At 50.3% G+C, this 23,708-nt stretch carries 23 protein-coding genes; 13 read left to right on the top strand and 10 right to left on the bottom strand.

Features of this window, described 5'->3' with window-relative positions; genetic code table 11:
* Positions 1 to 39: 39 nt before the first annotated feature.
* Positions 40 to 450, bottom strand: a complete 411-nt coding sequence (locus tag OGX89_RS07020) for a DUF4440 domain-containing protein (RefSeq protein WP_126957497.1) — start codon at positions 448 to 450, stop codon at positions 40 to 42.
* A gap of 534 nt (positions 451 to 984) precedes the next feature.
* On the opposite strand from OGX89_RS07020, the gene sapA reads away from it, so the two are divergent.
* Genes sapA through sapF form a run of 5 tightly spaced genes read left to right on the top strand, consistent with a single transcriptional unit; the run spans position 985 to position 6,267 of the window.
* Positions 985 to 2,628, top strand: a complete 1,644-nt coding sequence (gene sapA / locus OGX89_RS07015) for an ABC transporter substrate-binding protein SapA (protein WP_003833288.1) — start codon at positions 985 to 987, stop codon at positions 2,626 to 2,628.
* Positions 2,625 to 3,590, top strand: coding sequence for a peptide ABC transporter permease SapB (sapB, locus tag OGX89_RS07010; RefSeq protein ID WP_003020545.1), 966 nt, complete (start codon positions 2,625 to 2,627; stop codon positions 3,588 to 3,590). Before sapA ends, sapB begins: the two co-directional genes overlap by 4 nt.
* A complete protein-coding gene (gene sapC / locus OGX89_RS07005; RefSeq protein ID WP_003833291.1) occupies positions 3,577 to 4,467 on the top strand; it encodes a peptide ABC transporter permease SapC in 891 nt (296 codons plus the stop codon). Before sapB ends, sapC begins: the two co-directional genes overlap by 14 nt.
* Entirely contained in the window at positions 4,467 to 5,459 is a 993-nt protein-coding gene (gene sapD, locus OGX89_RS07000; protein ID WP_003020556.1) for a peptide ABC transporter ATP-binding protein SapD, read from the top strand. Before sapC ends, sapD begins: the two co-directional genes overlap by 1 nt.
* A gap of 1 nt (position 5,460) precedes the next feature.
* Positions 5,461 to 6,267: a peptide ABC transporter ATP-binding protein SapF gene (gene sapF / locus OGX89_RS06995; protein WP_003020558.1), complete on the top strand. Its 807-nt coding sequence runs from the start codon at positions 5,461 to 5,463 to the stop codon at positions 6,265 to 6,267.
* 38 nt (positions 6,268 to 6,305) lie between these two features.
* Here sapF and OGX89_RS06990 read toward each other — a convergent pair whose 3' ends face one another.
* Positions 6,306 to 6,998 (bottom strand): EAL domain-containing protein, encoded by a 693-nt coding sequence (locus OGX89_RS06990; RefSeq protein ID WP_003833297.1) that lies wholly within the window; start codon positions 6,996 to 6,998, stop codon positions 6,306 to 6,308.
* A gap of 442 nt (positions 6,999 to 7,440) precedes the next feature.
* Here OGX89_RS06990 and fabI point away from each other — a divergent pair, with 442 nt between their 5' ends.
* The 7 genes from fabI to osmB all read left to right on the top strand — a co-directional run bounded on the left by fabI (position 7,441) and on the right by osmB (position 15,569).
* Positions 7,441 to 8,229, top strand: coding sequence for an enoyl-ACP reductase FabI (gene fabI / locus OGX89_RS06985; protein ID WP_020996373.1), 789 nt, complete (start codon positions 7,441 to 7,443; stop codon positions 8,227 to 8,229).
* 213 nt (positions 8,230 to 8,442) lie between these two features.
* The gene (locus tag OGX89_RS06980) at positions 8,443 to 9,588 is read left to right on the top strand and encodes a carboxymuconolactone decarboxylase family protein (RefSeq protein WP_126957499.1); all 1,146 of its coding nucleotides are present in this window, start codon (positions 8,443 to 8,445) and stop codon (positions 9,586 to 9,588) included.
* 89 nt (positions 9,589 to 9,677) lie between these two features.
* A complete protein-coding gene (locus tag OGX89_RS06975) occupies positions 9,678 to 11,612 on the top strand; it encodes an exoribonuclease II (RefSeq protein WP_126957501.1) in 1,935 nt (644 codons plus the stop codon).
* A gap of 265 nt (positions 11,613 to 11,877) precedes the next feature.
* The gene (gene pdeR, locus OGX89_RS06970) at positions 11,878 to 13,869 is read left to right on the top strand and encodes a cyclic di-GMP phosphodiesterase (RefSeq protein WP_063940813.1); all 1,992 of its coding nucleotides are present in this window, start codon (positions 11,878 to 11,880) and stop codon (positions 13,867 to 13,869) included.
* A 182-nt stretch (positions 13,870 to 14,051) separates the two neighbouring features.
* Positions 14,052 to 14,234, top strand: a complete 183-nt coding sequence (locus tag OGX89_RS06965; protein WP_003833313.1) for a YciZ family protein — start codon at positions 14,052 to 14,054, stop codon at positions 14,232 to 14,234.
* A gap of 95 nt (positions 14,235 to 14,329) precedes the next feature.
* The gene (yciT, locus tag OGX89_RS06960; RefSeq protein WP_003020580.1) at positions 14,330 to 15,082 is read left to right on the top strand and encodes a DNA-binding transcriptional regulator YciT; all 753 of its coding nucleotides are present in this window, start codon (positions 14,330 to 14,332) and stop codon (positions 15,080 to 15,082) included.
* 268 nt (positions 15,083 to 15,350) lie between these two features.
* The gene (gene osmB / locus OGX89_RS06955; protein ID WP_003020583.1) at positions 15,351 to 15,569 is read left to right on the top strand and encodes an osmotically-inducible lipoprotein OsmB; all 219 of its coding nucleotides are present in this window, start codon (positions 15,351 to 15,353) and stop codon (positions 15,567 to 15,569) included.
* A 91-nt stretch (positions 15,570 to 15,660) separates the two neighbouring features.
* Here osmB and yciH read toward each other — a convergent pair whose 3' ends face one another.
* The 5 genes from yciH to pgpB form a co-directional block, all read right to left on the bottom strand.
* Positions 15,661 to 15,987, bottom strand: coding sequence for a stress response translation initiation inhibitor YciH (gene yciH, locus OGX89_RS06950; protein WP_003833315.1), 327 nt, complete (start codon positions 15,985 to 15,987; stop codon positions 15,661 to 15,663).
* Entirely contained in the window at positions 15,988 to 16,725 is a 738-nt protein-coding gene (gene pyrF, locus OGX89_RS06945) for an orotidine-5'-phosphate decarboxylase (protein ID WP_003833316.1), read from the bottom strand.
* A gap of 189 nt (positions 16,726 to 16,914) precedes the next feature.
* On the bottom strand, positions 16,915 to 18,084 hold the full coding sequence (gene lapB, locus OGX89_RS06940) for a lipopolysaccharide assembly protein LapB (RefSeq protein WP_003833317.1): 1,170 nt from the start codon (positions 18,082 to 18,084) through the stop codon (positions 16,915 to 16,917).
* A gap of 6 nt (positions 18,085 to 18,090) precedes the next feature.
* The gene (locus OGX89_RS06935; protein ID WP_003020595.1) at positions 18,091 to 18,399 is read right to left on the bottom strand and encodes a LapA family protein; all 309 of its coding nucleotides are present in this window, start codon (positions 18,397 to 18,399) and stop codon (positions 18,091 to 18,093) included.
* A 149-nt stretch (positions 18,400 to 18,548) separates the two neighbouring features.
* Positions 18,549 to 19,313, bottom strand: coding sequence for a phosphatidylglycerophosphatase B (gene pgpB / locus OGX89_RS06930; protein ID WP_126957503.1), 765 nt, complete (start codon positions 19,311 to 19,313; stop codon positions 18,549 to 18,551).
* A 201-nt stretch (positions 19,314 to 19,514) separates the two neighbouring features.
* Here pgpB and ribA point away from each other — a divergent pair, with 201 nt between their 5' ends.
* Positions 19,515 to 20,105: a GTP cyclohydrolase II gene (gene ribA / locus OGX89_RS06925; protein WP_003020601.1), complete on the top strand. Its 591-nt coding sequence runs from the start codon at positions 19,515 to 19,517 to the stop codon at positions 20,103 to 20,105.
* A 49-nt stretch (positions 20,106 to 20,154) separates the two neighbouring features.
* Here ribA and acnA read toward each other — a convergent pair whose 3' ends face one another.
* The 3 genes from acnA to OGX89_RS06910 all read right to left on the bottom strand — a co-directional run bounded on the left by acnA (position 20,155) and on the right by OGX89_RS06910 (position 23,458).
* Positions 20,155 to 22,830 carry an aconitate hydratase AcnA gene (gene acnA / locus OGX89_RS06920; protein ID WP_003833319.1) on the bottom strand — a complete coding sequence of 892 codons (2,676 nt, stop codon included), beginning with the start codon at positions 22,828 to 22,830 and terminating at the stop codon, positions 20,155 to 20,157.
* A 308-nt stretch (positions 22,831 to 23,138) separates the two neighbouring features.
* Positions 23,139 to 23,315, bottom strand: coding sequence for a YciX family protein (locus tag OGX89_RS06915; RefSeq protein ID WP_185879298.1), 177 nt, complete (start codon positions 23,313 to 23,315; stop codon positions 23,139 to 23,141).
* A 2-nt stretch (positions 23,316 to 23,317) separates the two neighbouring features.
* Positions 23,318 to 23,458, bottom strand: a complete 141-nt coding sequence (locus OGX89_RS06910) for a YmiA family putative membrane protein (RefSeq protein ID WP_213194281.1) — start codon at positions 23,456 to 23,458, stop codon at positions 23,318 to 23,320.
* Positions 23,459 to 23,708 lie beyond the last annotated feature (250 nt).

Raw genomic sequence — 23,708 nt, 5'->3', positions numbered from 1 at the left:
TTCAGGGAGCGGTGAATATTCCGCCCCCTGCACTGCTTTTTACCCCTCAGGCATCGCTGAAGAGTGGTGTGTGGAAATTTTCCACTCTTTACCGTCCCATGCATAAGTGAATGTGTAGGTACCGGTGTCTATCGCCTTATTACACCCCAGGCGAATGGTACGCATGTCAATTTTCCCGGTCGGCTTTTTCGCAAGAAAATGCTCGAAATAATCAACACGCTCAGCGTCCGTTAAACGCGCTTTATTGGATACAGTAGGCAGCAATACCGCATCGCTAAGATAATTTTCAGATACCGTCTGCGCGTTACCTGTTTTCAATGACTCGTTCCACTTATCAAATAGCGCTTCGATTTGCGCTTTATTCACCTTCACACAGTCTGGAGTCGACGCAGCAAAAACGGCTCCAGGCAATAGGGCAAGTGAAACAACAAGGCTCAGTAATTTATTCATACAATTCATTCCATTAGAGGTTATATGGCAACAGAAAACCGTTCATAACCAGGATCAAAGCCAAAATGCATTTAATAACCAATGGAAATCATCACCATAAATGGGTGAGAAGATTAAGATGCCATGAAGAAAAAATGGAATTAACATATTGAAATAATTATAGATACTTTAGCTATTACAACTCACATAACGTGTACTACTTCCTGAATGATTATAGTTCAGCATTGATAGTGACACTCTAAATGCTCGCTCCACACTTCGTTATCGATGCCATACTCCATCTTCCGAGTACACACTGATATCAATCAGTAAACAACGACAGGAACGCCCCCACGTTTATAGCAAGTCAGATGGGCCATGAAAATGCTAAGATAGTTAACAGAGTAGATTCAAAGTAGATAGCAGGTATGAATTTTGACCATGTCGCGGTGTTGAACTCGCGCTTATCGAGCCTGTTACTCCCAAAAACAAACGGTAATGGCAAATGTCATTAAGTATTAGTAAGATAGCCTCTTTATATAATCCATTAAAATTATGCGCCTGGTTTTATCATCTCTGATCGTGATGGCTGGATTTCTGAGTGGTCAGGCTGCTGCTGCGCCTGAGCAAGCTCCGCATGCTGATATCCGTGACAGTGGGTTTGTCTATTGCGTCAGCGGGCAGGTCAATACGTTCAACCCACAAAAAACGAGCAGCGGTCTCATCGTCGACACGTTAGCGGCCCAATTGTATGACCGACTGCTTGATGTAGATCCCTACACCTATCGGCTGGTGCCTGAGCTGGCTGAAAGCTGGGAAGTGCTGGATAACGGCGCAACCTACCGTTTCCATCTGCGTCGTGACGTTCAGTTTCAGAAGACTGCCTGGTTCACCCCCACCCGCAAACTAAATGCGGACGATGTGGTGTTTACCTTCGAGCGCATCTTTGATCGCCACCATCCGTGGCACAATGTGAACGGTAGCAGTTTCCCCTACTTCGACAGCCTGCAGTTTGCCGATAACGTCCAAAGCGTGCGCAAACTGGACAACAACACCGTTGAATTCCGCTTAACGCAACCGGATGCCTCCTTTATGTGGCACCTTGCCACACACTATGCCTCCGTAATGTCGGCCGAATATGCCGCTAATCTGGCAAAACAGGATCGCCAGGAGTTGCTCGACAGACAACCCGTCGGCACAGGCCCGTACCAGCTTTCGGAGAATCGTGCCGGCCAATATATTCGGTTGCAGCGACATGAAAAATTCTGGCGTGGTACCCCCCTGATGCCGCAGGTCGTAGTGGATCTCGGCTCTGGTGGAACCGGACGCTTATCGAAATTACTCACTGGCGAGTGCGACGTCCTGGCCTGGCCTGCCGCCAGCCAGCTCAGCATATTGCGTGATGACCCTCGCCTGCGCCTGACGCTGCGCCCGGGGATGAACATTGCCTATCTGGCGTTCAACACCAATAAACCGCCGTTGAATAACCCTGCCGTGCGGCATGCGCTGGCGCTGGCCATTAACAACCAGCGCTTAATGCAGTCTATCTACTACGGGACGGCAGAAACCGCGGCATCTATTTTGCCTCGCGCCTCGTGGGCTTATGATAACGAAGCTAAAATTACAGAATACAACCCGGCAAAATCGCGCGAGCAGCTAAAAGCGCTGGGGCTGGAGAATCTAACATTACAACTTTGGGTCCCTACCAGCTCTCAGGCCTGGAACCCCAGTCCGCTGAAAACCGCCGAGTTGATTCAGGCAGATATGGCTCAGGTGGGTGTGAAAGTGAAGATCATCCCGGTAGAAGGTCGTTTTCAGGAGGCGAGATTAATGGATATGAACCATGATCTGACGTTATCCGGCTGGGCGACGGACAGTAACGATCCTGACAGTTTTTTCCGGCCGTTGCTCAGCTGTGCCGCCATCAATTCGCAGACCAACTTTGCCCACTGGTGTAATCCGCAGTTTGACAGCATTCTGCGCAAGGCCCTCTCTTCGCAGCAGCTTTCATCGCGAATAGATGCCTATGACGAAGCGCAAAATATTCTTGCACAAGAGTTACCTATTCTGCCGTTGGCCTCTTCACTGCGTCTACAGGCTTATCGCTACGACATCAAAGGATTGGTACTCAGTCCATTCGGTAATGCCTCTTTTGCCGGCGTGTCCAGGGAAAAGAAAGATGAGGTGAAAAAACCATGATTATCTTCACCTTGCGTCGATTTTTATTGCTACTGGTAACCCTGTTCTTCCTGACCTTTATTGGCTTCAGTCTGAGCTACTTTACGCCTCATGCGCCGTTACAGGGTGCATCGCTGTGGAACGCCTGGGTATTCTGGTTCAATGGTCTCATTCACTGGGATTTCGGCGTATCCAGTATTAACGGTCAGTTGATCTCAGAGCAGCTGAAAGAGGTGTTCCCGGCCACAATGGAACTGTGCATTCTTGCCTTTGGTTTTGCACTAATGGTTGGGATCCCCGTTGGTATGCTGGCCGGTATCACGCGGAACAAATGGCAGGACCGCTGCATCAGCGCATTGGCTCTGATGGGGTTTTCTATCCCCGTTTTTTGGCTGGCGCTGCTGCTAACATTGCTCTTCTCACTGACCCTCGGCTGGTTACCCGTTTCCGGGCGTTTTGATCTTCTCTACGAGGTGAAACCTGTTACCGGTTTTGCCATTATTGATGCGTGGATCTCCGACTCGCCCTGGCGCGATGAAATGCTGGTCAGCGCTATCCGTCATATGGTGCTCCCGGTGCTGACGCTCTCCGTTGCGCCCACCACCGAAGTCATCCGCCTGATGCGTATCAGCACCATTGAGGTCTTTGACCAGAACTACGTCAAAGCGGCGGCCACACGCGGTTTGTCACGATTAACGATTCTGCGTCGTCACGTCCTGCACAACGCTCTTCCGCCGGTGATCCCGCGTCTGGGCTTACAGTTTTCCACCATGCTGACGCTGGCGATGATCACCGAGATGGTCTTTAGCTGGCCAGGTCTTGGCCGTTGGCTGATTAACGCGATTCGCCAGCAGGATTACGCGGCGATTTCAGCGGGCGTGATGGTGATTGGTTCCCTGGTTATCATCGTTAACGTCATCTCTGATATTTTGGGTGCTATGGCTAACCCTCTGAAACATAAGGAATGGTATGCCTTACGATAGCGTCTATAGCGAAAAACGCCCGCCGGGTACGTTGCGCACCGCATGGCGCAATTTCTATGGTGATGCGACTGCGATGATCGGCCTGTACGGCTGTGCGGGACTGGCTATTCTGTGTATTTTTGGTGGTTGGTTTGCCCCTTACGGTATCGATCAGCAATTTCTCGGCTATCAGCTTTTACCGCCGTCATGGTCGCGCTATGGCGAAGTCTCATTCTTCCTCGGGACTGACGATCTGGGACGTGACGTTTTAAGTCGTCTGCTCAGCGGCGCGGCCCCGACCGTTGGCGGCGCGTTTGTCGTTACTCTTGCCGCCACGCTGTGTGGCCTGGTATTGGGCGTAGTTGCCGGTGCGACGCACGGATTGCGCTCTGCGGTGCTGAACCACATTCTGGACACCCTACTGTCGATCCCTTCTCTGCTGCTGGCGATTATTGTGGTGGCCTTTGCCGGGCCGCATCTGACACACGCCATGTTTGCCGTCTGGCTGGCGCTGCTGCCGCGCATGGTGCGCTCCGTTTACAGCATGGTGCATGACGAGCTGGAGAAAGAGTACGTCATTGCCGCTCGCCTGGACGGTGCAACCACACTGAATATTCTGTGGTTCGCCGTTCTGCCCAATATCACCGCTGGCCTTATTACTGAAATCACCCGCGCACTGTCGATGGCGATTCTGGATATCGCCGCGCTGGGTTTTCTCGACCTTGGCGCACAGCTGCCGTCCCCGGAATGGGGAGCCATGCTCGGCGACGCGCTGGAGCTGATTTATGTCGCACCTTGGACGGTGATGCTGCCAGGCGCGGCAATTATGATAAGCGTGTTGCTGGTTAACCTACTGGGTGACGGCGTGCGCCGCGCAATTATTGCGGGGGTGGAGTAATGCCATTACTGGATATCCGCAACCTAACCATTGAATTCAGGACCGGTGACGACTGGGTAAAGGCTGTTGATCGTGTCAGCATGACATTGAATGAGGGTGAAATCCGCGGGCTCGTCGGCGAATCTGGATCCGGCAAGAGTCTGATCGCTAAGGCCATTTGCGGTGTCGCTAAAGATAACTGGCGCGTAACCGCAGACCGTATGCGTTTTGATGATATCGATCTGCTACGCCTTTCCGCGCGTGAACGACGCAAACTGGTCGGTCATAACGTCTCCATGATCTTTCAGGAGCCGCAGTCATGTCTCGATCCGTCCGAGCGTATCGGACGTCAACTGATGCAAAATATTCCGGCATGGACCTACAAAGGTCGCTGGTGGCAGCGCATCGGTTGGCGCAAACGCCGTGCGATTGAACTCTTGCACCGCGTCGGGATAAAAGACCATAAAGATGCCATGCGCAGCTTCCCATATGAGCTGACCGATGGCGAATGCCAGAAGGTCATGATCGCTATTGCATTAGCGAATCAGCCGCGTTTGCTGATTGCCGATGAACCAACGAATGCGATGGAGCCAACCACCCAGGCGCAAATTTTCCGTCTGCTAACCCGTCTGAATCAAAACAGCAATACCACCATTTTGTTGATAAGCCATGACCTGCAAATGCTCAGCCAGTGGGCTGACAAAATCAACGTGATGTACTGCGGACAAACGGTCGAAACCGCGCCAAGTAAAGATTTGGTCACCATTCCACATCATCCTTATACTCAAGCGTTGATTCGCGCTATTCCTGATTTTGGTAGCGCAATGCCGCACAAAAGCCGCCTGAATACCATGCCAGGAGCCATTCCATTGCTGGAACAATTACCCATCGGCTGTCGTCTGGGGCCACGCTGCCCTTATGCACAACGCGAATGTATTGAAACCCCAAGACTGACCGGAGCAAAGAATCATCTCTACGCCTGTCATTTCCCGCTGAACATGGAGAGAGAGTGAGATGGTAGAAACCCTGCTCGAAGTTCGTAATCTGAGCAAAACCTTTCGCTACCGGACAGGTTTATTTCGCCGCCAGACCGTTGAGGCCGTTAAGCCCCTAAGTTTCACCCTGCGCGAACGTCAGACGCTCGCCGTCATTGGTGAAAACGGCTCGGGGAAATCTACGCTGGCAAAAATGTTGGCGGGTATGATTGAACCCACCAGCGGTGAGCTGCTGATTGACGATCATCCGTTAAAATATGGCGATTATTCATTTCGTAGTCAGCGGATCCGTATGATTTTCCAGGATCCGTCAACATCGCTTAATCCTCGGCAACGTATCTCGCAGATCCTCGATTTTCCGCTACGTCTGAATACCGACCTCGAGCCTGAGCAGCGTCGTAAACAGATCGTGGAGACCATGCGCATGGTCGGATTGCTGCCCGATCACGTAAGTTATTACCCACATATGTTGGCCCCAGGGCAAAAACAGCGTCTGGGCCTTGCCCGCGCGCTCATTTTACGCCCCAAAGTCATTATCGCCGACGAAGCCCTGGCCTCTCTGGACATGTCGATGCGTTCGCAGCTCATCAATCTGATGCTGGAATTGCAGGAAAAACAGGGGATTTCGTATATCTATGTGACCCAACATATTGGCATGATGAAGCACATCAGCGATCAGGTATTAGTCATGCATCAGGGCGAAGTGGTAGAACGCGGCAGTACAGCGGATGTTCTGGCGTCCCCTCTTCATGAGCTTACCCGCCGCCTGATTGCAGGTCATTTCGGCGAAGCGCTTACCGCTGATGCCTGGCGAAAAGATCGTTAACAAACGGCTGCCCTCCTCAACCGGGGGGCATTCTGCCATCAGTGACACAATGTGGGTAAGAGCAGCGTATCAACTTCGGTAAACGCGACTGAAGGGTAAAGGGCACCACCTTGCATTGCCCAGACACCTGCGGTACTGGCCTCGTCGATAAGTCGTACTGTTTCTACTCCCTTCACCACAACACGGTCGCAATATTCCCTGATATTTTTGATCAGCACCGGGAACATCGGTTTTTCTACCTGTTCCAGGAAGAAACCGCGATCCAGCTTCACAACGTCAAAATGACCGCAAACCAGCGGACTGGCCCCTACGCTGCCGGAGCCAAGATCGCCCAACCACAATGCGTTTGGGCCGTCGCGAAGTGAATTAATCAGCAGATTATTCAGGCACATGGTATTCGACAGAAAACGTTCTGAAAGTTCCAGTGCAATAAATGGTAGAGCATGTAAGGCCGACTTGATGGCTGGATCACCAATCGCCAGCAGTGCCATTTCGTCAATGAGGTTCAGGGTGCAAATAAGGCTGTTGTGCTCAAACCAGTCACGCTTTTCGGCAATTAATCGAATTTGCTCGAGCATGAAATTACGCTTTTGTTCGCTATCCCACGCTGAAATGATGAAATCTGGATGCAACGGGTGAACCGTATCTGAAGTAAACCGGGCGTTAATCTCCACACCCAGTAATTTATCTGTTGTGTCTCTCATCGGTTCCGCGATGAAATGATAGTGCATAAGACCACTCCAATTGATCATAACATCCTGATAATGCACTTCTAATCACAATCAATCAATAATATCGATCAATGATTCGATATTGATCGATAAAAACAATATATCATAACAAGCTGAATATTGTCACATTTATTGTTTTAAGAAAGTTCCTACCTTGCTATGTTTATTAACATCAGCTAGCAATGAAATAATACCATTTCAATGCCTTTGAAACCTCGTATTTTCTCTGATTCACCGACGTTAGATGCCTGAACGAAGCACAAGCGGAGGGGGATGATATACTCCCCACATGTAATGACGTGACAGGTCACGTGAGGCGGATAACCATTCTCCAGGGAAAAAGCGTGGGATATAATTTCAGGCCAATTTCGAGTGTGTTTAATGCGTCAATCATAACTCATTGATTGATATAATATAAGTGTTAGCCAAAAGGATTAAAGCCATGGGTTTTTTATCAGGTAAGCGCATTCTGGTGACAGGCCTTGCCAGTAAATTGTCTATCGCATGGGGAATCGCTCAGGCGATGCATCGCGAAGGTGCCGAACTGGCGTTCACCTACCAGAACGACAAGCTGAAAGGTCGTGTGGAAGAATTTGCAGCGCAATTAGGCTCCAACATTGTTTTGCAGTGTGATGTGGCTGAAGATGCCAGCATTGACGCCATGTTTGCTGAACTGAGCAAAGCCTGGCCGAAATTCGACGGTTTCGTACACTCCATCGGCTTCGCACCTGCTGACCAACTGGATGGCGATTATGTGAACGCAGTTACCCGCGAAGGATTTAAAATTGCGCATGACATTAGCGCTTATAGCTTTGTTGCGATGGCAAAAGCATGTCGTTCCATGCTAAACCCTGGCTCTGCGCTACTGACGTTGTCCTATCTGGGGGCAGAGCGTGCAATCCCTAACTATAACGTGATGGGCCTGGCGAAAGCCTCATTGGAAGCAAACGTCCGTTATATGGCTAACGCAATGGGGCCTGAAGGCGTACGCGTAAACGCAATTTCCGCAGGTCCAATCCGCACCCTCGCCGCTTCCGGTATCAAAGATTTCCGTAAAATGCTGGCCCATTGCGAAGCTGTTACGCCGATTCGCCGCACTGTTACCATTGAAGATGTGGGCAACTCTGCGGCATTCCTGTGTTCCGATCTTTCTGCCGGTATCTCTGGTGAAGTCGTACACGTTGACGGTGGTTTCAGCATCGCTGCAATGAATGAACTAGAACTGAAATAATCTTCCACTGTTCTCTGGGCGGCCCGCTGTCGCCCATGATGCTCGTTTTTAATTCCCCTCTACCCTGTCCCATATATGCTTTTCTGATATTTATTATCACGTAACAATCTTTCATCCCCCCTTCTGCTTACGTCAGGATATTGCAGCGCAAACGATCCGGCGAGTGGTATGACGACGTGTCCGGGTCGCCACTTTTTAGACCAAGGACCGCCCATGGAACAACGCCGAATTGAAGGCAAAAGCCACTGGTATCATGAGACGCAATCCAGCATGTATCCACAAGATGTTCTGCCGCTGGTGCCGGAAGCCGCTCATGTCGACGACTGCTTTTTACTGGAACTGCCGATATCTGATGACGCCCTTTTACCTTTTCAATCCTGGTTAATCCCTGCCCGTAAACTTGCACAGATTCTCTTCCCGACCCACGTAAACCTGAGTCAGATGCACACATTCAGCGCCTATGAACGGATGAGTACGGCGTTAACCGTCGCTCAGGTATATGGCGTCCAGCGATTATGTAATCACTATGCCGCGCGTCTAGCACCGCTTCCTGGGCCGGACTCCTCGCGGGAAAGTAACCATCGACTGGCGCAAATCACCCAATATGCTCGTCAACTTGCCAGCTCTCCTGCCGTGATAGGCGCGCGCGATCGCCAGCATCTGGATGCTGTCGGGCTAACCACCAGCGATAGCATTCTGATGAATCAAATTATCGGATTCGTCGGTTTTCAGGCCCGTATCGTGGCCCTGTTTCAGGCCTGGTGTGGACATCCGGTGCGCCGAATTCCGGGTCTCGATATACAACAATTCGCTCACGCTGCGCCATTTAATGCAACAAACACAACCTGGCACGCTGCGCCATTCCCGATAGAAAAACATCTTAATCATGATGAGTCGGTAGACAGACGTTATCCCGAGGAACTGCAAGCGTTACTGCCATTACTGATACATTCCCCCGTCATTTTGGATTTACTCGGGTCGCTCATTTCCAGCACGCAACGTAGCGGGATACCGGTACAGGCATTTTCATTGGCGACGCTGATGACTTCACGGATTAATGGCAGCGTGGCCTGTTTTAATGAACATGCGTATTCAGCTCATGAATTAACCGAGGCCATTACCGTTCTTCGCCAGGATGAACGTGAATTACAACGTTGGGAACAACGACATCCGGTTGAGCGCGTTACCCTACAGGCGGTACAATGGCTGACCCGGGCGCCCGACCGCTTTAGCACCGCACTGTTAACGCCTTTGTTCGATCAGGGAATCTCTTCAGAGCAGGCCATTAACCTGCTAGCCTGGAGTGGATTGTGCGGATGGTTGAATCGCTTGAAAATCGCGCTGGGCGACACTGATTAACCGATCCACTTACTGAAAGAGCGCTTGCTGCCACTGGCAGAATCGCGTAAAACTGTCAGCCGCTCTTTTAGCCACGAAAATAGACAATTATGCTTCAGGACAACCCGCTGCTAGCGCAGCTTAAACAGCAACTACATTCCCAGACGCCACGTGCTGAAGGGGTGGTAAAAGCCACGGAAAAAGGCTTTGGCTTCCTGGAAGTCGATGCACAAAAAAGCTATTTCATTCCACCGCCGCAGATGAAAAAAGTGATGCATGGCGACCGTATTGTTGCGGTTATCCATACAGAAAAAGATCGTGAGTCTGCTGAGCCGGAAGAACTGATCGAACCCTTCCTGACGCGCTTCGTGGGTAAAGTTCAGGGCAAAAATGACCGTCTGTCCATTGTGCCGGATCATCCGTTACTGAAAGATGCTATTCCTTGTCGTGCAGCCCGCGGCGTTGAACATGAATTTAAAGAAGGCGACTGGGCTGTTGCAGAAATGCGCCGCCATCCGCTGAAAGGCGATCGCACCTTCTACGCCGAGTTAACCCAATTTATCACTTTTGCTGATGACCACTTTGTCCCGTGGTGGGTCACACTGGCACGCCATAATCTGGAAAAAGAAGCCCCAGACGGTGTAGCAACCGAAATGCTGGACGAAGGCCTGGTTCGTGAAGATTTAACCGCCCTCAATTTCGTCACCATCGACAGCGCCAGCACCGAAGATATGGACGATGCGTTGTATGCTGAAGAACAAGCTGACGGCACACTACAATTAACCGTCGCCATTGCCGACCCAACAGCCTGGATTGCAGAAGGCAGCAAGCTGGATAAAACGGCAAAAATTCGCGCGTTCACCAATTATTTACCGGGGTTCAATATCCCGATGTTACCACGTGAATTGTCTGACGATCTCTGCTCTCTGCGCGCGAACGAAGTGCGCCCGGTTTTAGCTTGTCGTATGAGCATTACTGCCGATGGCACGATTGAAGACAACATCACCTTCTTCGCCGCAACCATCGAATCTAAAGCGAAGCTGGCCTATGACAATGTTTCCGACTGGCTGGAAGGTACAGGCGAGTGGCAACCAGAAAACGACGCGATTGCGGAACAAATCCGTCTGCTGCATCGTATTTGCCTGAGCCGAGGAGAGTGGCGTCATAACCACGCGCTGGTCTTTAAAGATCGCCCGGATTACCGTTTCGTTCTCGGTGAAAAAGGTGAAGTACTGGACATCGTCGCTGAGCCACGCCGCATCGCAAACCGTATCGTGGAAGAATCCATGATTGCGGCAAATATTTGCGCCGCCCGTGTGCTTCGCGACAAGCTGGGCTTCGGTATTTATAACGTCCATATGGGATTCGACCCGGCCAACGCCGACGCTCTGGCCGCGCTGCTGAAAACCCACGGTATGCACGTCGATGCCGAAGAAGTACTGACACTGGAAGGTTTCTGCAAACTGCGCCGCGAACTGGATGCACAGCCATCCGGTTTCCTCGACAGCCGAATTCGTCGCTTCCAGTCTTACGCTGAAATTAGTATTGAGCCAGGTCCACACTTTGGGTTGGGTCTGGAGGCATATGCCACCTGGACTTCCCCAATCCGTAAGTATGGCGATATGATCAACCACCGTCTGCTTAAGGCCGTCATCAAAGGCGAAACCGTCGCCCGACCTCAGGATGATACCACCGTGCAGATGGCAGAACGTCGTCGCCTGAACCGGATGGCTGAGCGCGATGTGGGTGACTGGCTATACGCCCGTTTCCTGAGTGATAAAGCCGGAACCGACACCCGCTTTGCGGCCGAGATCATCGACGTCAGCCGCGGCGGCATGCGCGTACGTTTGGTTGATAATGGCGCTGTTGCCTTTATTCCTGCCCCCTTCCTGCACGCCGTGCGTGACGAACTGGTCTGCAGCCAGGAAAGTGGTACCGTACAAATCAAAGGTGAAGTGGTTTACAAAGTCACTGATGTGATTGACGTAACTATCGCCGAAGTTCGCATGGAAACCCGTAGCGTTATCGTGCGTCCAGCAGCGTAAACTGACAAATCCAACGACCTTTCTCTTTTTTGAAAGGTCGTTTTCTTTTTTTACCGACCAAATTTCAACCACACACTACACTTCTCTCATCCAGTCAAAATTTTTTTTTACTATTTTTCAGTTCCGCTGGCTTTGCTTTTTATGGATTCTGGATTACATATAAATATATAAATAAAACAATACGTTCAGCCATAATCACCCTGAATGAATCATGGCTACCCTTACTTTTGAGGCTTTATGCGCTTTAAACGGGATAGTACACATCATGAAAGACGTCCGGGAGCTGGTTACGTTGTATAGCTATGTGGGCACTCATAACCCCTACTGGCGTTTGTCAGAGGATTGCAACATCCTGCATTTCTCTATTGATGAAACAGCAGAAGCTGAGCAGACCATCGAATTATCACCCGAACAGGCCGACCGCATTCGCGAGATGACGGTAATTACGTCAAGCCTGTTGATGACGTTACCCATTGAAGATGACGATATTCCGGTACATTTGGTCGGGCGGAAAATCAATAAGCGCGAATGGGCCGGTAGCGCATCAGCCTGGGATGACACCCCTTCCGTCGCACGCGACCTGGCTCAAGGTCTCTCTTTTGCCGAACAGGTGGTTTCAGAAGCCAATTCCGTTATTGTCATTCTTGACCGCATGGGCAACATTCAGCGTTTTAACCGTTTGTGCGAAGAGTACACCGGACTCAGAGAACGTGAAGTCATTGGACAAAGCGTATTCACACTGTTTATGAGTCGACGTGAAGCCGCAGCCTCCAGACGTAACATCGAGGTTTTTTTTCGCGAAGGCAACTCATATGAGGTCGAACGTTGGGTGAAGACCTGCAAAGGTCAGCGCCTGTTTCTTTTTCGCAATAAGTTTGTACATAACGGTAGCGGCAAGAACGAAATATTTCTGATCTGTTCCGGCACCGATATCACTGAAGAACGCCGCGCGCAGGAACGCCTGCGGATGTTGGCTAATACCGACTCCATCACCGGATTACCGAACCGCAACGCCATTCATGAGCTGATAAGCGACGCGATTGAGAACGCAGGTGATACTCAGGTTGGGATTGTATATCTCGATCTGGATAACTTCAAAAAGGTGAACGATGCCTACGGGCATATGTTTGGCGATCAGCTATTACAGAGTGTGTCGCTTGCAATCCTCAGTTGCCTTGACGACAACCAGCTATTGGCTCGGTTTGGCGGTGATGAATTTATCGTCCTTGCCACCGAAACATCCCAGAGCACACTGGAGGCTACCGCATCGCGCATTCTGACACGCCTGCGTCAACCCTTTCGCATTGGCCTGATTGAAGTCTATACAGGCTGCTCTATTGGTATTTCCCTCGCTCCACAGCATGGTCAGGACTGCGAAAGCGTCATTCGTAACGCCGATACGGCCATGTACACCGCGAAAGAAGGCGGCCGCGGACAGTTTTGTGTTTTCTCTCCGGAAATGAATCAGCGGGTTTTTGAATACCTGTGGCTGGATACTAACCTGCGCAAGGCACTGGAAAACGATCAACTGGTTATCCATTATCAGCCAAAGATAACCTGGCGAGGCGAAGTGCGCAGCCTGGAGGCGCTGGTACGCTGGCAGTCTCCGGAACGCGGCCTCATTCCACCACTGGAATTTATCTCCTACGCCGAAGAATCAGGGCTTATTGTTCCGCTAGGGCGCTGGGTTATTCTGGACGTTGTGCGTCAGGTTGCAAAATGGCGCGCCAAGGGAATCAATCTGCGCGTGGCGGTAAACGTTTCTGCCCGCCAACTCGCCGATCAGACGCTATTTACCGATCTCAAACAGGTGCTTCATGAACTCGACTTTGAATATTGCCCCATTGATGTCGAGTTAACGGAAAGCAGTTTGATTGAAAATGAACAGTTGGCACTGTCCGTCATTCAGCAGTTTAGCCAGTTGGGAGCGCAAATCCATTTGGATGATTTTGGTACCGGATATTCGTCACTGTCTCAACTGGCCCGCTTCCCGCTTGATGCAATTAAACTGGATCAAACCTTTGTCAGGGATGTACACAAACAACCTATTTCGCAGTCGCTGGTACGTGCCATTGTTGCGGTCGCACAGGCACTCAATCTGCAGGTCATCGCCGAAGGTGTTGAAAGCGCGAAAGAGGATGCGTTTTTAACCAAAAATGGTGTCAACGAGCGTCAGGGTTTTTTGTTTGCCAAACCAATGCCAGCAGTTGCATTTGAACGTTGGTATCGACGGCACCTGAATAAAAAAACACGCTAATGCAGTGGGATCAAACGTTGAAAATAGCCATAAATGGACATTACCTAACGATCCTATCTGCATGTAATCACAGAATATATAATATTCTTCTATCATTGAAGTTAATACTATTTTTCCCTTCTCTTTTGCCATGAAATTCTGCATCATGAAATTCAAACTCTATTGCCATTAGGATGATAACCATGTCTGATATCGACGCTCAGCGTCTGGCCGAACGCATTGATACCGTGCTGGATATCCTCGTTGCAGGTGATTACCACTCAGCCATCCACAATCTCGAAATTCTGAAGGCTGAGCTGCTAGACACGGCCAAAGAAGATGCCGAGTCTTTGCCCAAAAAGCACAAGGCTCCCTGGGAGATCTGATGACATTAACCCTTTAATGTCGCTGCTATCAGCAAACTGCATATGAGGCAGTTTCCGTTTAATTTCCGATACGATATCGCAATAAAATTAATATTATGAATTCCCGACAACAATCTATTTTGCAGATGGTGACTGATAAAGGTCAGATGAGCGTTGCCGAACTGGCAAAAATCACCGGTGTCTCAGAAGTGACGATTCGACAGGATCTGAACACACTGGAAAAACAGAGTTATTTACGCCGTGCGCACGGTTTTGCTGTTTCATTGAACAGCGATGATGTGGAAACGCGCATGATGACTAATTTTACGCTGAAGCGTGAGCTGGCCGAATTCGCCGCATCGCTGGTAAGCCCAGGCGAGTCCGTATTCATTGAAAACGGCAGCAGCAATGCGCTCTTGGCCAGAACGCTGGCGGAGCAAAAAGATGTCACCATCATTACCGTCAGCAGCTATATAGCCCATCTGCTGAAAGAAACCCCCTGCGAAGTGATTCTCCTTGGCGGCATCTATCAGAAAAAAAGCGAAAGCATGGTGGGGCCCTTAACTCGCCAGTTTATCCAGCAGGTACACTTCAGCAAGGCCTTTATCGGCATTGATGGCTGGCAGGCTGACACCGGCTTCACCGGACGCGACATGATGCGTTCTGATGTGGTTAACGCGGTGCTGGAAAAAGGTGCAGAAGTTATTGTGCTTACTGACAGCTCAAAATTCGAAGCCATTCACCCTTACACGCTGGGTCCATTAGAGCGATTCAGCCGCGTAGTCACGGATTCCAGACTCAGCGCCAGCGTACAAATGCAGCTTGAGCACTCGGGTTTAACCGTCAATATCATTGATGCGCACGCATAAAATCTTCAGCAGATGATTTGTCAGTCGGCAAATCATCTCCTCTCTGAGAGTTATCTGACAGTCCAATTAAGACTTTTTACCTGTCGTTAACAGGATTAAGTCGTAAAATTAATGTTAGCGATATAACAGGAACGAACCTCCAATCTCAGGATAGTGTTTGTCATGCCTTCGCTAAACGGTTTCACGGAAATATCTTCGTTAGCCTAAATTTAGCGCTATTCTTAAAGAACACTGGATTCCGTGAATCAATAATTCAGGAGAAAGTATTATGTTAGTAACGAGCAAAAAAATGACCGCTGCCATTTTGGCGATTACTCTGGCAATGTCGCTGAGTGCCTGCTCTAACTGGTCCAAACGTGACCGTAACACCGCAATTGGTGCTGGTGCTGGTGCAATCGGTGGTGCAGTCCTGACTGACGGCAGCACGCTGGGAACGCTGGGTGGTGCTGCAGTAGGTGGTATTATTGGCCACCAGGTGGGTAAATAATTTACGGTTAAACGGCTCGATATAATAATACGTTTACTTTTTCAGGTCTGTATTATTAAAAAGCCACGGAAAAATTCCGTGGCTTTTTTTATTAACCGCCAGCCAATTTAACTTTCATTCCTTTGGCTTCCAGCAGCGATTTAATCAGGTCGCGTTTATCACCCTGTATCTCAATCACGCCATCCTTCACTGCCCCGCCGCAACCACATTTTTTCTTCAGTTCCGCAGCTAATTTGGTCAGTTCAGCATCGTCCTGATCTATTCCAGTAATCAGGCACACACCCTTACCTTTGCGGCCACTGGTCTGTCGTTGGATGCGGACAATGCCATCGCCTTTGGGACGCTCTGGGACGGCTTTTGGTTCATCAATACGCCCGGTGTCAGTTGAGTAGACCAGACGAGAATTTGAGTCGTTCATTTACGCACCTCGTTTCAGGGAGGCATTGATCATCTTCAGCGTCTGAGCCGGATCTGCCGACTGTGTGACCGGACGACCAATAACCATATAATCGACGCCAGCTGACTGTGCCTGTTCCGGCGTCATAATACGACGCTGGTCGCCTGCCTCGCTGCCTTCAGGACGAATACCGGGCGTTACCAGTTTAAATGCCTGGCCAAATGCCTGCTTGAATCGCACTGCTTCCTGCGCGGAGCATACGACGCCATCCAAACCACAATGTTGGGTTAAGCGCGCCAGCCTTTCCGCATGCTCCGCAGGTGACAACGTCACGCCAAGGTCGGCAAGATCGCTGGCTTCCATACTGGTCAGAACTGTTACTGCAATCAGCAGCGGCGCATCCTTGCCAAAAGGCACCAGGGCTTCACGTGCGGCGGTCATCATACGCGCCCCACCTGAAGCATGAACGTTAACCATCCACACGCCAAGCTCAGCCGCCGCCGCAACGGCATGCGCGGTAGTATTGGGAATATCATGAAATTTCAAATCAAGAAAAACGTCAAAGCCACGCTGTTGTAAATCGCGAACCAACTGAGGTCCAAAAAGCGTGAACATCTCTTTGCCCACTTTCAAACGGCAATCACGAGGATCAATTCTGTCGACAAAAGCTAATGCTTTATCACGATTGGAATAATCGAGAGCGACAACGACAGGAGAATCAGTAACAGCACGAGAAGAAGATGAAGCAGTAAACGTCATGACCAGACCTTCCTGAGGATGGGCGCCATCGGCGGCGCAAAATGGGTAAACGGCGTGCATTCTACCTGCGGCAATAGAAAATTAACAGGCGCGATTACATTTCTGCCGGGCAAATTTGGCAACGGAGGTTGAGGAAGGATCTGTTATAGATCATTAGTATGTTGTAACTAAAGTGAGGTTTTTTAAAAATTACAGCCCATCAAGTCCGCGAATAGGCTTAATGGTTGACCATGAGCGACAGGATGGGCAGTGCCAGTACAGTGTATATGCGGTAAATCCGCACTTCTGGCAACGATACCGAGGCTTGCTGCGCACCTGCTCCCCGACCATATCGCGCAGAACCATCAGGCTCTCTTTCGCGCGCCCTTCTTCTGCTTCGTTAAGATGGTAATCCATCAACTTGTGGAACACGCGCATCGTAGGATGGCGTTGTAGCTGGCGGGTAATATAAACCTGAGCGGTATCAGTCCCCTCACGCGCTTCAAGAATATCGGCCAGCATCAGCTCGGCGGCGGCGCCAGTATTCTCCTCAACAGCCCGACGTAAAAACTCGGCCCACTCATCGTTTTTCCCCAGATGCTGGTAGCAGCTTTGCAGCATTTCCAGCGTTTCGCTGACCAGTTCTTTATCCTGAGAAATCACGCGTTGTAGACATTCGACGGCCTTCGCGTAATCGCCTTTCACCATGTACACACGGCCCATCATGATGGAAACACGGGCACTGTTTTTGTCTGCCGCAGCCCCTTTTTTCAACAGCGTCATGGCGCGATCCATATCGTCGCTACCCATCTGCTGTAAGGCCAGTTCGCAGTAGAAGTGAGCTATCTCAATACGCTGTTTATCTTTACCGAGCTTCACCAGGCGTTCTGCGACATCAATCGCTTTCTGCCATTCGCTGGTCGCCTGATAAATTTGCAGCAGTTGCTGTAATGCACCGACGCGAAAATCTGTTTCATCGGTAAGCTGATTAAACATGTCTTCCGCGCGGTCGTACAGACCTGCGGCCATGTAGTCGCGCCCCAGCTGTTGCACGGCCAACAAACGCTGCTCGTAGGTCAGCGAAGCACTTTCCATTAACGTTTGATGGATGCGGATTGCGCGGTCGACTTCACCGCGCGAGCGAAACAGGTTTCCGAGGGTGAGATGAGCCTCAACGGTGCCCGTATCCTCTTTTAGCATATCGAGGAACAGATCCACCGCTTTGTCTTGTTGGTTGCTCAGGAGGAAGTTAACCCCGGCGACATAGTCACGGGAAAGACGGTTAGCTTCATCCTGCTTGGTTTGTTGCGCACTTCTGCGACCCATATACCACCCATAGGCAGCGGCTACAGGCAAAAGCAGAAACAACAACTCCAACATAAATAATTATTCCTTCACAACCGACGAATCGGCAGAAACCGCAACGTCGGTCGCAGGCGTAAGCTGGTTTTCCAGTCGTTTGATTTTACGTTCGGCGCGCGCAAGAGACACACGAACCTTCAGCCAGAAAAGGCCGCAAATTAACCAACCAATCGCAAAACCTGCGGCAAACAATACAGCAAGCAGCGTAGAGATACGATACTCACCCTGAGCCAGCAGGTAATTAAACGTAACCTGTTGATCGTTTTGCGCACCTAATGTCACCGAAATAACAAAAATCGCCAACACCAGTAAGAAAATGAGTAAATATTTCACATTACTTCCCGTTATGTGGTTTGAGCGAATAAATCGTGTACAACTTACCGCGTTGAGCCCTTTAAATTACCATTTTCACAACGAGTGCGAAACGGAAAAGCGCTTTCCCCTTTCTGATTTAAGGGCAAAATTCGAAAAATCAATCATGGCTAACTTTCTTGTTCACGCTGAGCGATTTCTTTTTCCTCCTGCACAGGCGGCGTTAATGGTCCGCATACCCGCTGCGCAAGCCATGTCGCCAGTGTTACCAGCAACCATGAAATCAGCGTTGCAACGACCAAATCACGGGGCCAGTGCATGCCTAATAATAAGCGACTACCCATAACACCCGTAGCCCAGATAAGTAAAAAAACAATTGTCAGCGTACGTCGGCGTGGCCATAACAGCCCTACTGCAAGTAAAGCCCAACTGGCGGCAAACATCGTATGCCCTGACGGAAAGGCAAACCCTGTTTCTTTTTGCCAGTGCTTACGTAGAAACGTCGGAATATCCTGTTGTTCGGCCAATTGCTCTTTAACTAAGTGACCACGATCTTTACGTTTTAAAGTGTAGAACTCATCAACAGGGATATGGTGCGTTTTTTCCAGCCACACGACAAAGGGCCGAGGTTCCTGCACCCTGTCTTTAACCCAGGACTTTACGCCCTGACCGACTAAAATTGCCGCAGCCAGGATCGCAAACAGCATTACCGCAGCTTTCAGACGAAAACGCAGACACCACAGAAACCATGCGCAGAGAACAACGTGAGTGATAATACCCCACGGCTGCGTCACCGTTTCCGTTATCCAGTACAGAGATTTTAGCCACCAAACGTTATGTCCCGGCTGCCAGTTCCAGCCCGATACCCATACGGCAACCGGCATAATAAGTAGCAGTCCGGCCCCGACCGCAGTGCGCTTTGCAATTGACAGCATTGCCTCTCCTTTCGTCGATAAGTCTCACAATCATAACTGAAAAAAGCGCATGCCGGGGAAATTGACAATTTTGTGCCATTCCAAAAGCGAATCCGTTGTCGCGATTAGGTGAACATCGTTGCCTTATGGCAAAATAGTGCAATATAGAACAGAAGCCAACAGGCGACGGCACGACAGTGCCAGCATAATCTGGAGAATTACATGCAGCTTAAACGTGTGGCAGAAGCCAAACTGCCAACCCCCTGGGGTGATTTCCTGATGGTGGGATTTGAAGAACTGGCAACCGGACACGATCACGTCGCACTGGTTTTTGGCGATATCACAGGCCAAACGCCTGTCCTGGCGCGTGTCCACTCCGAATGTCTGACTGGCGATGCATTGTTTAGCCTGCGTTGCGATTGCGGCTTCCAGCTCGAAGCGGCTCTCACCCATATTGCTGAAGAAGGGCGCGGTATCCTGCTTTATCATCGTCAGGAAGGACGCAATATCGGTCTGCTCAATAAAATCCGCGCCTACGCGTTGCAGGACCAGGGTTATGATACCGTTGAAGCTAATCATCAGTTGGGCTTTGCGGCAGATGAGCGTGATTTCACGCTGTGTGCGGATATGTTCAAGCTGCTTGGTGTGGACGAAGTTCGTTTGCTGACCAATAACCCGAAAAAAGTGGAAATTCTGACCGAAGCGGGAATCAATATTGTTGAACGCGTGCCGTTGATTGTGGGTCGTAACCCGAACAATGAACATTACCTGGACACCAAAGCCGCCAAGATGGGACATTTGCTGGGCAAGTAATAGTTGTTACCGCCGATAAAAAAGCCTGCTCTCGCAGGCTTTTTACATTCTAGCTCAACATATTACGAATCACGTAGTGCAGAATGCCATCGTTTTGGTAGTACGTTAGCTCCGTCGCGGTATCGATACGGCAGCGGCATAAAACCACCTCTTTACGTCCATCCGAGCGAACCATACTCACCGGCACTGTTGCACCCGGTTTGATGTTTTGCAGATCCGTAATATCGATCGCTTCCTCACCGGTTAGTCCCAGCGTTTTACGCGTGACGCCCTGTGGGAATTCCAGCGGCAAAATCCCCATACCAATCAGGTTAGAACGGTGAATTCGCTCAAAGGACTCTGCGATAACCACGCGAACCCCCAGTAAGCGCGGGCCTTTTGCCGCCCAGTCGCGACTGGAGCCAGAGCCATACTCTTTCCCGGCAATAACCGCCAGGGGGATATTCTCCTGTTGATATTGCATAGCCGCATCATAGATAGCCACTACCTCAGTTCCCGGCAAATGACGCGTCATCCCACCTTCAACGCCGGGCACCATCTCATTGCGAATACGAATATTGGCAAAGGTACCGCGCATCATTACTTCATGATTCCCGCGCCGTGAACCGTAGGAGTTAAAATCTTTACGCTCCACGCCGTGGCTTTGCAGATAACGACCTGCCGGGCTATCCGGCTTGATACTGCCGGCAGGAGAAATATGGTCGGTGGTGACGGAATCTCCAAGCATTGCAAGGATACGCGCACCATGAATGTCCTGGACCGGATCCGGCGTCGCCTGCATACCATCGAAGAACGGCGACAAGCGGATATAGGTTGAGTCAGACTGCCAGCCATAGGTATCAGCACGATCTACCTGGATAGCTTTCCATTCCGGCGTGCCTTCAAAGACTTCAGCGTATTCTTTATGGAACATGGCGGTAGAAACCTGTTCCACGGCACGTGCAATTTCCTGAGCCGTCGGCCAGATATCTTTCAGATATACGGGATCGCCCTTTCTGTCATGCCCTAACGGATCTTTCGTCAGATTGATATTCATATTCCCCGCCAGCGCATAGGCCACCACCAGCGGCGGAGACGCCAACCAGTTGGTCTTCACGAGCGGATGGATACGCCCCTCAAAGTTTCGGTTGCCGGAAAGCACAGCACCAACGGTGAGGTCGCCTTTTTTGATAGCTGTCTCGATAGGATCGGGTAACGGGCCCGAGTTACCAATACAGGTGGTACAGCCATAACCTACAAGGTTAAATCCCAGCTCATCAAGGTACGGCGTGAATCCTGCCTGCGCCAGATAATCAGACACCACCTTCGATCCTGGCGCCAGCGAGGCTTTCACCCATGGCTGACGTTTCAGACCAAGCGTCACTGCTTTTTTCGCCAGCAGCCCCGCCGCCATCAATACGCTTGGGTTAGAGGTGTTGGTACAGGAAGTTATCGCCGCAATAACCACAGCACCATCCGGCAGCTGGTACTGGTGACCGTTCATTGTATAGTCCACTGGCTGGCGATCTTTCAGCGAACTATTCACTTCGAGTTCATTACTCGCCGAAAACGCTTTCGGGACATCAGCCAGTGCTACCCGATCCTGCGGACGCTTCGGTCCGGCAAGACTAGCTTCTACACTGCCCATATCCAGCTCCAGTGAACTGGTAAATATGGGTTCATCCCCAGGATTACGCCACATTCCCTGCGCTTTGGCATAGGCGCTGACCAGCTCAACCTGCTCTTCACTGCGCCCACTCAGACGCATATATTCAAGAGTGATGCTATCGATCGGGAAGAAACCGCAGGTTGCGCCGTATTCCGGTGACATGTTCGCAATGGTTGCCCGATCGGCCAGCGGTAAGGTGTCCAGTCCATCACCGTAGAATTCAACGAATTTACCGACCACGCCGTGCTTACGCAGCATCTGGGTGACGGTTAAAACCAGGTCGGTAGCGGTGATACCTTCCCGCAGTTTACCCACCAGTTTGAAGCCCACAACATCCGGGATAAGCATAGAAACCGGTTGACCCAGCATTGCTGCTTCAGCTTCAATGCCTCCAACGCCCCATCCCAGCACACCGAGACCATTAATCATTGTCGTATGGGAATCGGTTCCGACCAACGTGTCAGGGTAAGCCACCCACTCACCGTCCTGTAACTCGCTCCAGACGGCTTTGCCCAAGTATTCAAGGTTAACCTGGTGGCAAATCCCCGTTCCCGGTGGCACAACGCTGAAGCGACTAAATGCCTGCTGTCCCCATTTCAGGAACACATAACGCTCATGGTTACGTTCCATTTCCAGGCGAACGTTTTCTTCGAAAGCATCATCATCACCAAAACGGTCCACCGTTACCGAGTGGTCAATGACAAGGTCCACTGGCGAAAGCGGATTCACTTTTGCTGTATCTCCGCCCAGACGTTTCACCGCTTCGCGCATGGCGGCCAGATCGACCACCGCCGGCACGCCGGTAAAATCCTGCATCAGAACACGAGCGGGTCGATAGGCAATTTCACGATCGGCATGGGCAGTCTTCAGCCAATGCGCGAGCGCATGAATATCATCTTCGGTTACGGAATTACCATCCTGCCAACGAAGCAGGTTTTCCAGCAACACTTTCAGCGATTTGGGTAGTCGGGTGATATCACCCAGTGATTTAGCGGCCAGAGGTAAACTGTAGTAGCGGTAGGTTTTATCTTTAACCTGCAATGTGTCCTTACTGGCTTCTCGTAGGGTCGACGACATAGCTCCTCCTTAAATGACAGGGTTGGATCCCCTGATTTCCTCAGGGTTAGTATTAAAGATAACACAAACAAAATGTAACGCTTTGATAACAACTCAAATTGATAAAAGTAGCGCGCGATACAAAAGCGCGAAGTGAGGTCAATGGTAGGGTGGAAGGTCTAGCCGTGTAGATTAATAGGATGGATATTCAGCAGGCAATAGCGCAATCGATAATACGTTGATTAGGTGGCTGATGGTGAATACATGGGATAAACGATTCGATATTTAAGGTCACGAGGTAATCGTTATTATTATAAAATACGTACGAACTATTGTTTCTGTTCATCATCACCCGTAAACAGATCAATAAACGCCCGTTGTTCAGGAGAAAGTTTCCAGGATTCGGGTATCTTCGGCCCCTTCTCGGCGACGGTTTTGCTCTCGTGTTCATGTTCATGTTCATGAGACGCTGGCGTCATAGTAGAGTGCTGCTTCGGTGCGGACATACTTACCCCCACACGTTCCAGGCCACGAGCGCGACAATAATCCAGAATACGGCAGAGCCAAGAAACACGGCGAACCAGGCTTTACGTTTCATCGCGGGATCCCGGCGTGCTGGCTGGTTTCCTGAAGGCATCGCTAACCTCATACTATCGAAATCACTTATCATTTAGGCACCAAACAATTGGTACAATTAATCATCAGATAGGAGGAATCCTAATAAAAAAGGTGAGAAAAAGCCAGTTAATTTTCGGACTCAATCTGATAAATAAATCAATTGTTTGATCAATTATGAATATTTGAGAGTGATTTTTGGCAAGCTGACTAATTTGAAACTACTTTAGAGAACTTTTTCCATAAATAATATATGGTTAATATATGTGGGGAGAAATAATGAT

The sequence above is a fragment of the Citrobacter sp. Cpo103 genome (genome assembly GCF_030332605.1).
Classification (GTDB): Bacteria; Pseudomonadota; Gammaproteobacteria; order Enterobacterales; family Enterobacteriaceae; genus Citrobacter; species Citrobacter portucalensis.
The sequence above is the reverse complement of the archived record's forward strand: the minus strand, read 5'-3'. Positions and strand labels throughout refer to the sequence as shown.

Excerpts from the sequence above, each read along its gene's own strand:
- OGX89_RS07020 (WP_126957497.1), bottom strand. The coding sequence starts at position 450 with ATGAATAAATTACTGAGCCTTGTTGTTTCACTTGCCCTATTGCCTGGA.
- sapA (WP_003833288.1), top strand. The coding sequence starts at position 985 with ATGCGCCTGGTTTTATCATCTCTGATCGTGATGGCTGGATTTCTGAGT.
- sapB (WP_003020545.1), top strand. The coding sequence starts at position 2,625 with ATGATTATCTTCACCTTGCGTCGATTTTTATTGCTACTGGTAACCCTG.
- sapC (WP_003833291.1), top strand. The coding sequence starts at position 3,577 with ATGCCTTACGATAGCGTCTATAGCGAAAAACGCCCGCCGGGTACGTTG.
- sapD (WP_003020556.1), top strand. The coding sequence starts at position 4,467 with ATGCCATTACTGGATATCCGCAACCTAACCATTGAATTCAGGACCGGT.
- sapF (WP_003020558.1), top strand. The coding sequence starts at position 5,461 with ATGGTAGAAACCCTGCTCGAAGTTCGTAATCTGAGCAAAACCTTTCGC.
- OGX89_RS06990 (WP_003833297.1), bottom strand. The coding sequence starts at position 6,998 with ATGCACTATCATTTCATCGCGGAACCGATGAGAGACACAACAGATAAA.
- fabI (WP_020996373.1), top strand. The coding sequence starts at position 7,441 with ATGGGTTTTTTATCAGGTAAGCGCATTCTGGTGACAGGCCTTGCCAGT.
- OGX89_RS06980 (WP_126957499.1), top strand. The coding sequence starts at position 8,443 with ATGGAACAACGCCGAATTGAAGGCAAAAGCCACTGGTATCATGAGACG.
- OGX89_RS06975 (WP_126957501.1), top strand. The coding sequence starts at position 9,678 with ATGCTTCAGGACAACCCGCTGCTAGCGCAGCTTAAACAGCAACTACAT.
- pdeR (WP_063940813.1), top strand. The coding sequence starts at position 11,878 with ATGAAAGACGTCCGGGAGCTGGTTACGTTGTATAGCTATGTGGGCACT.
- OGX89_RS06965 (WP_003833313.1), top strand. The coding sequence starts at position 14,052 with ATGTCTGATATCGACGCTCAGCGTCTGGCCGAACGCATTGATACCGTG.
- yciT (WP_003020580.1), top strand. The coding sequence starts at position 14,330 with ATGAATTCCCGACAACAATCTATTTTGCAGATGGTGACTGATAAAGGT.
- osmB (WP_003020583.1), top strand. The coding sequence starts at position 15,351 with ATGTTAGTAACGAGCAAAAAAATGACCGCTGCCATTTTGGCGATTACT.
- yciH (WP_003833315.1), bottom strand. The coding sequence starts at position 15,987 with ATGAACGACTCAAATTCTCGTCTGGTCTACTCAACTGACACCGGGCGT.
- pyrF (WP_003833316.1), bottom strand. The coding sequence starts at position 16,725 with ATGACGTTTACTGCTTCATCTTCTTCTCGTGCTGTTACTGATTCTCCT.
- lapB (WP_003833317.1), bottom strand. The coding sequence starts at position 18,084 with ATGTTGGAGTTGTTGTTTCTGCTTTTGCCTGTAGCCGCTGCCTATGGG.
- pgpB (WP_126957503.1), bottom strand. The coding sequence starts at position 19,313 with ATGCTGTCAATTGCAAAGCGCACTGCGGTCGGGGCCGGACTGCTACTT.
- ribA (WP_003020601.1), top strand. The coding sequence starts at position 19,515 with ATGCAGCTTAAACGTGTGGCAGAAGCCAAACTGCCAACCCCCTGGGGT.
- acnA (WP_003833319.1), bottom strand. The coding sequence starts at position 22,830 with ATGTCGTCGACCCTACGAGAAGCCAGTAAGGACACATTGCAGGTTAAA.
- OGX89_RS06915 (WP_185879298.1), bottom strand. The coding sequence starts at position 23,315 with ATGTCCGCACCGAAGCAGCACTCTACTATGACGCCAGCGTCTCATGAA.
- OGX89_RS06910 (WP_213194281.1), bottom strand. The coding sequence starts at position 23,458 with ATGAGGTTAGCGATGCCTTCAGGAAACCAGCCAGCACGCCGGGATCCC.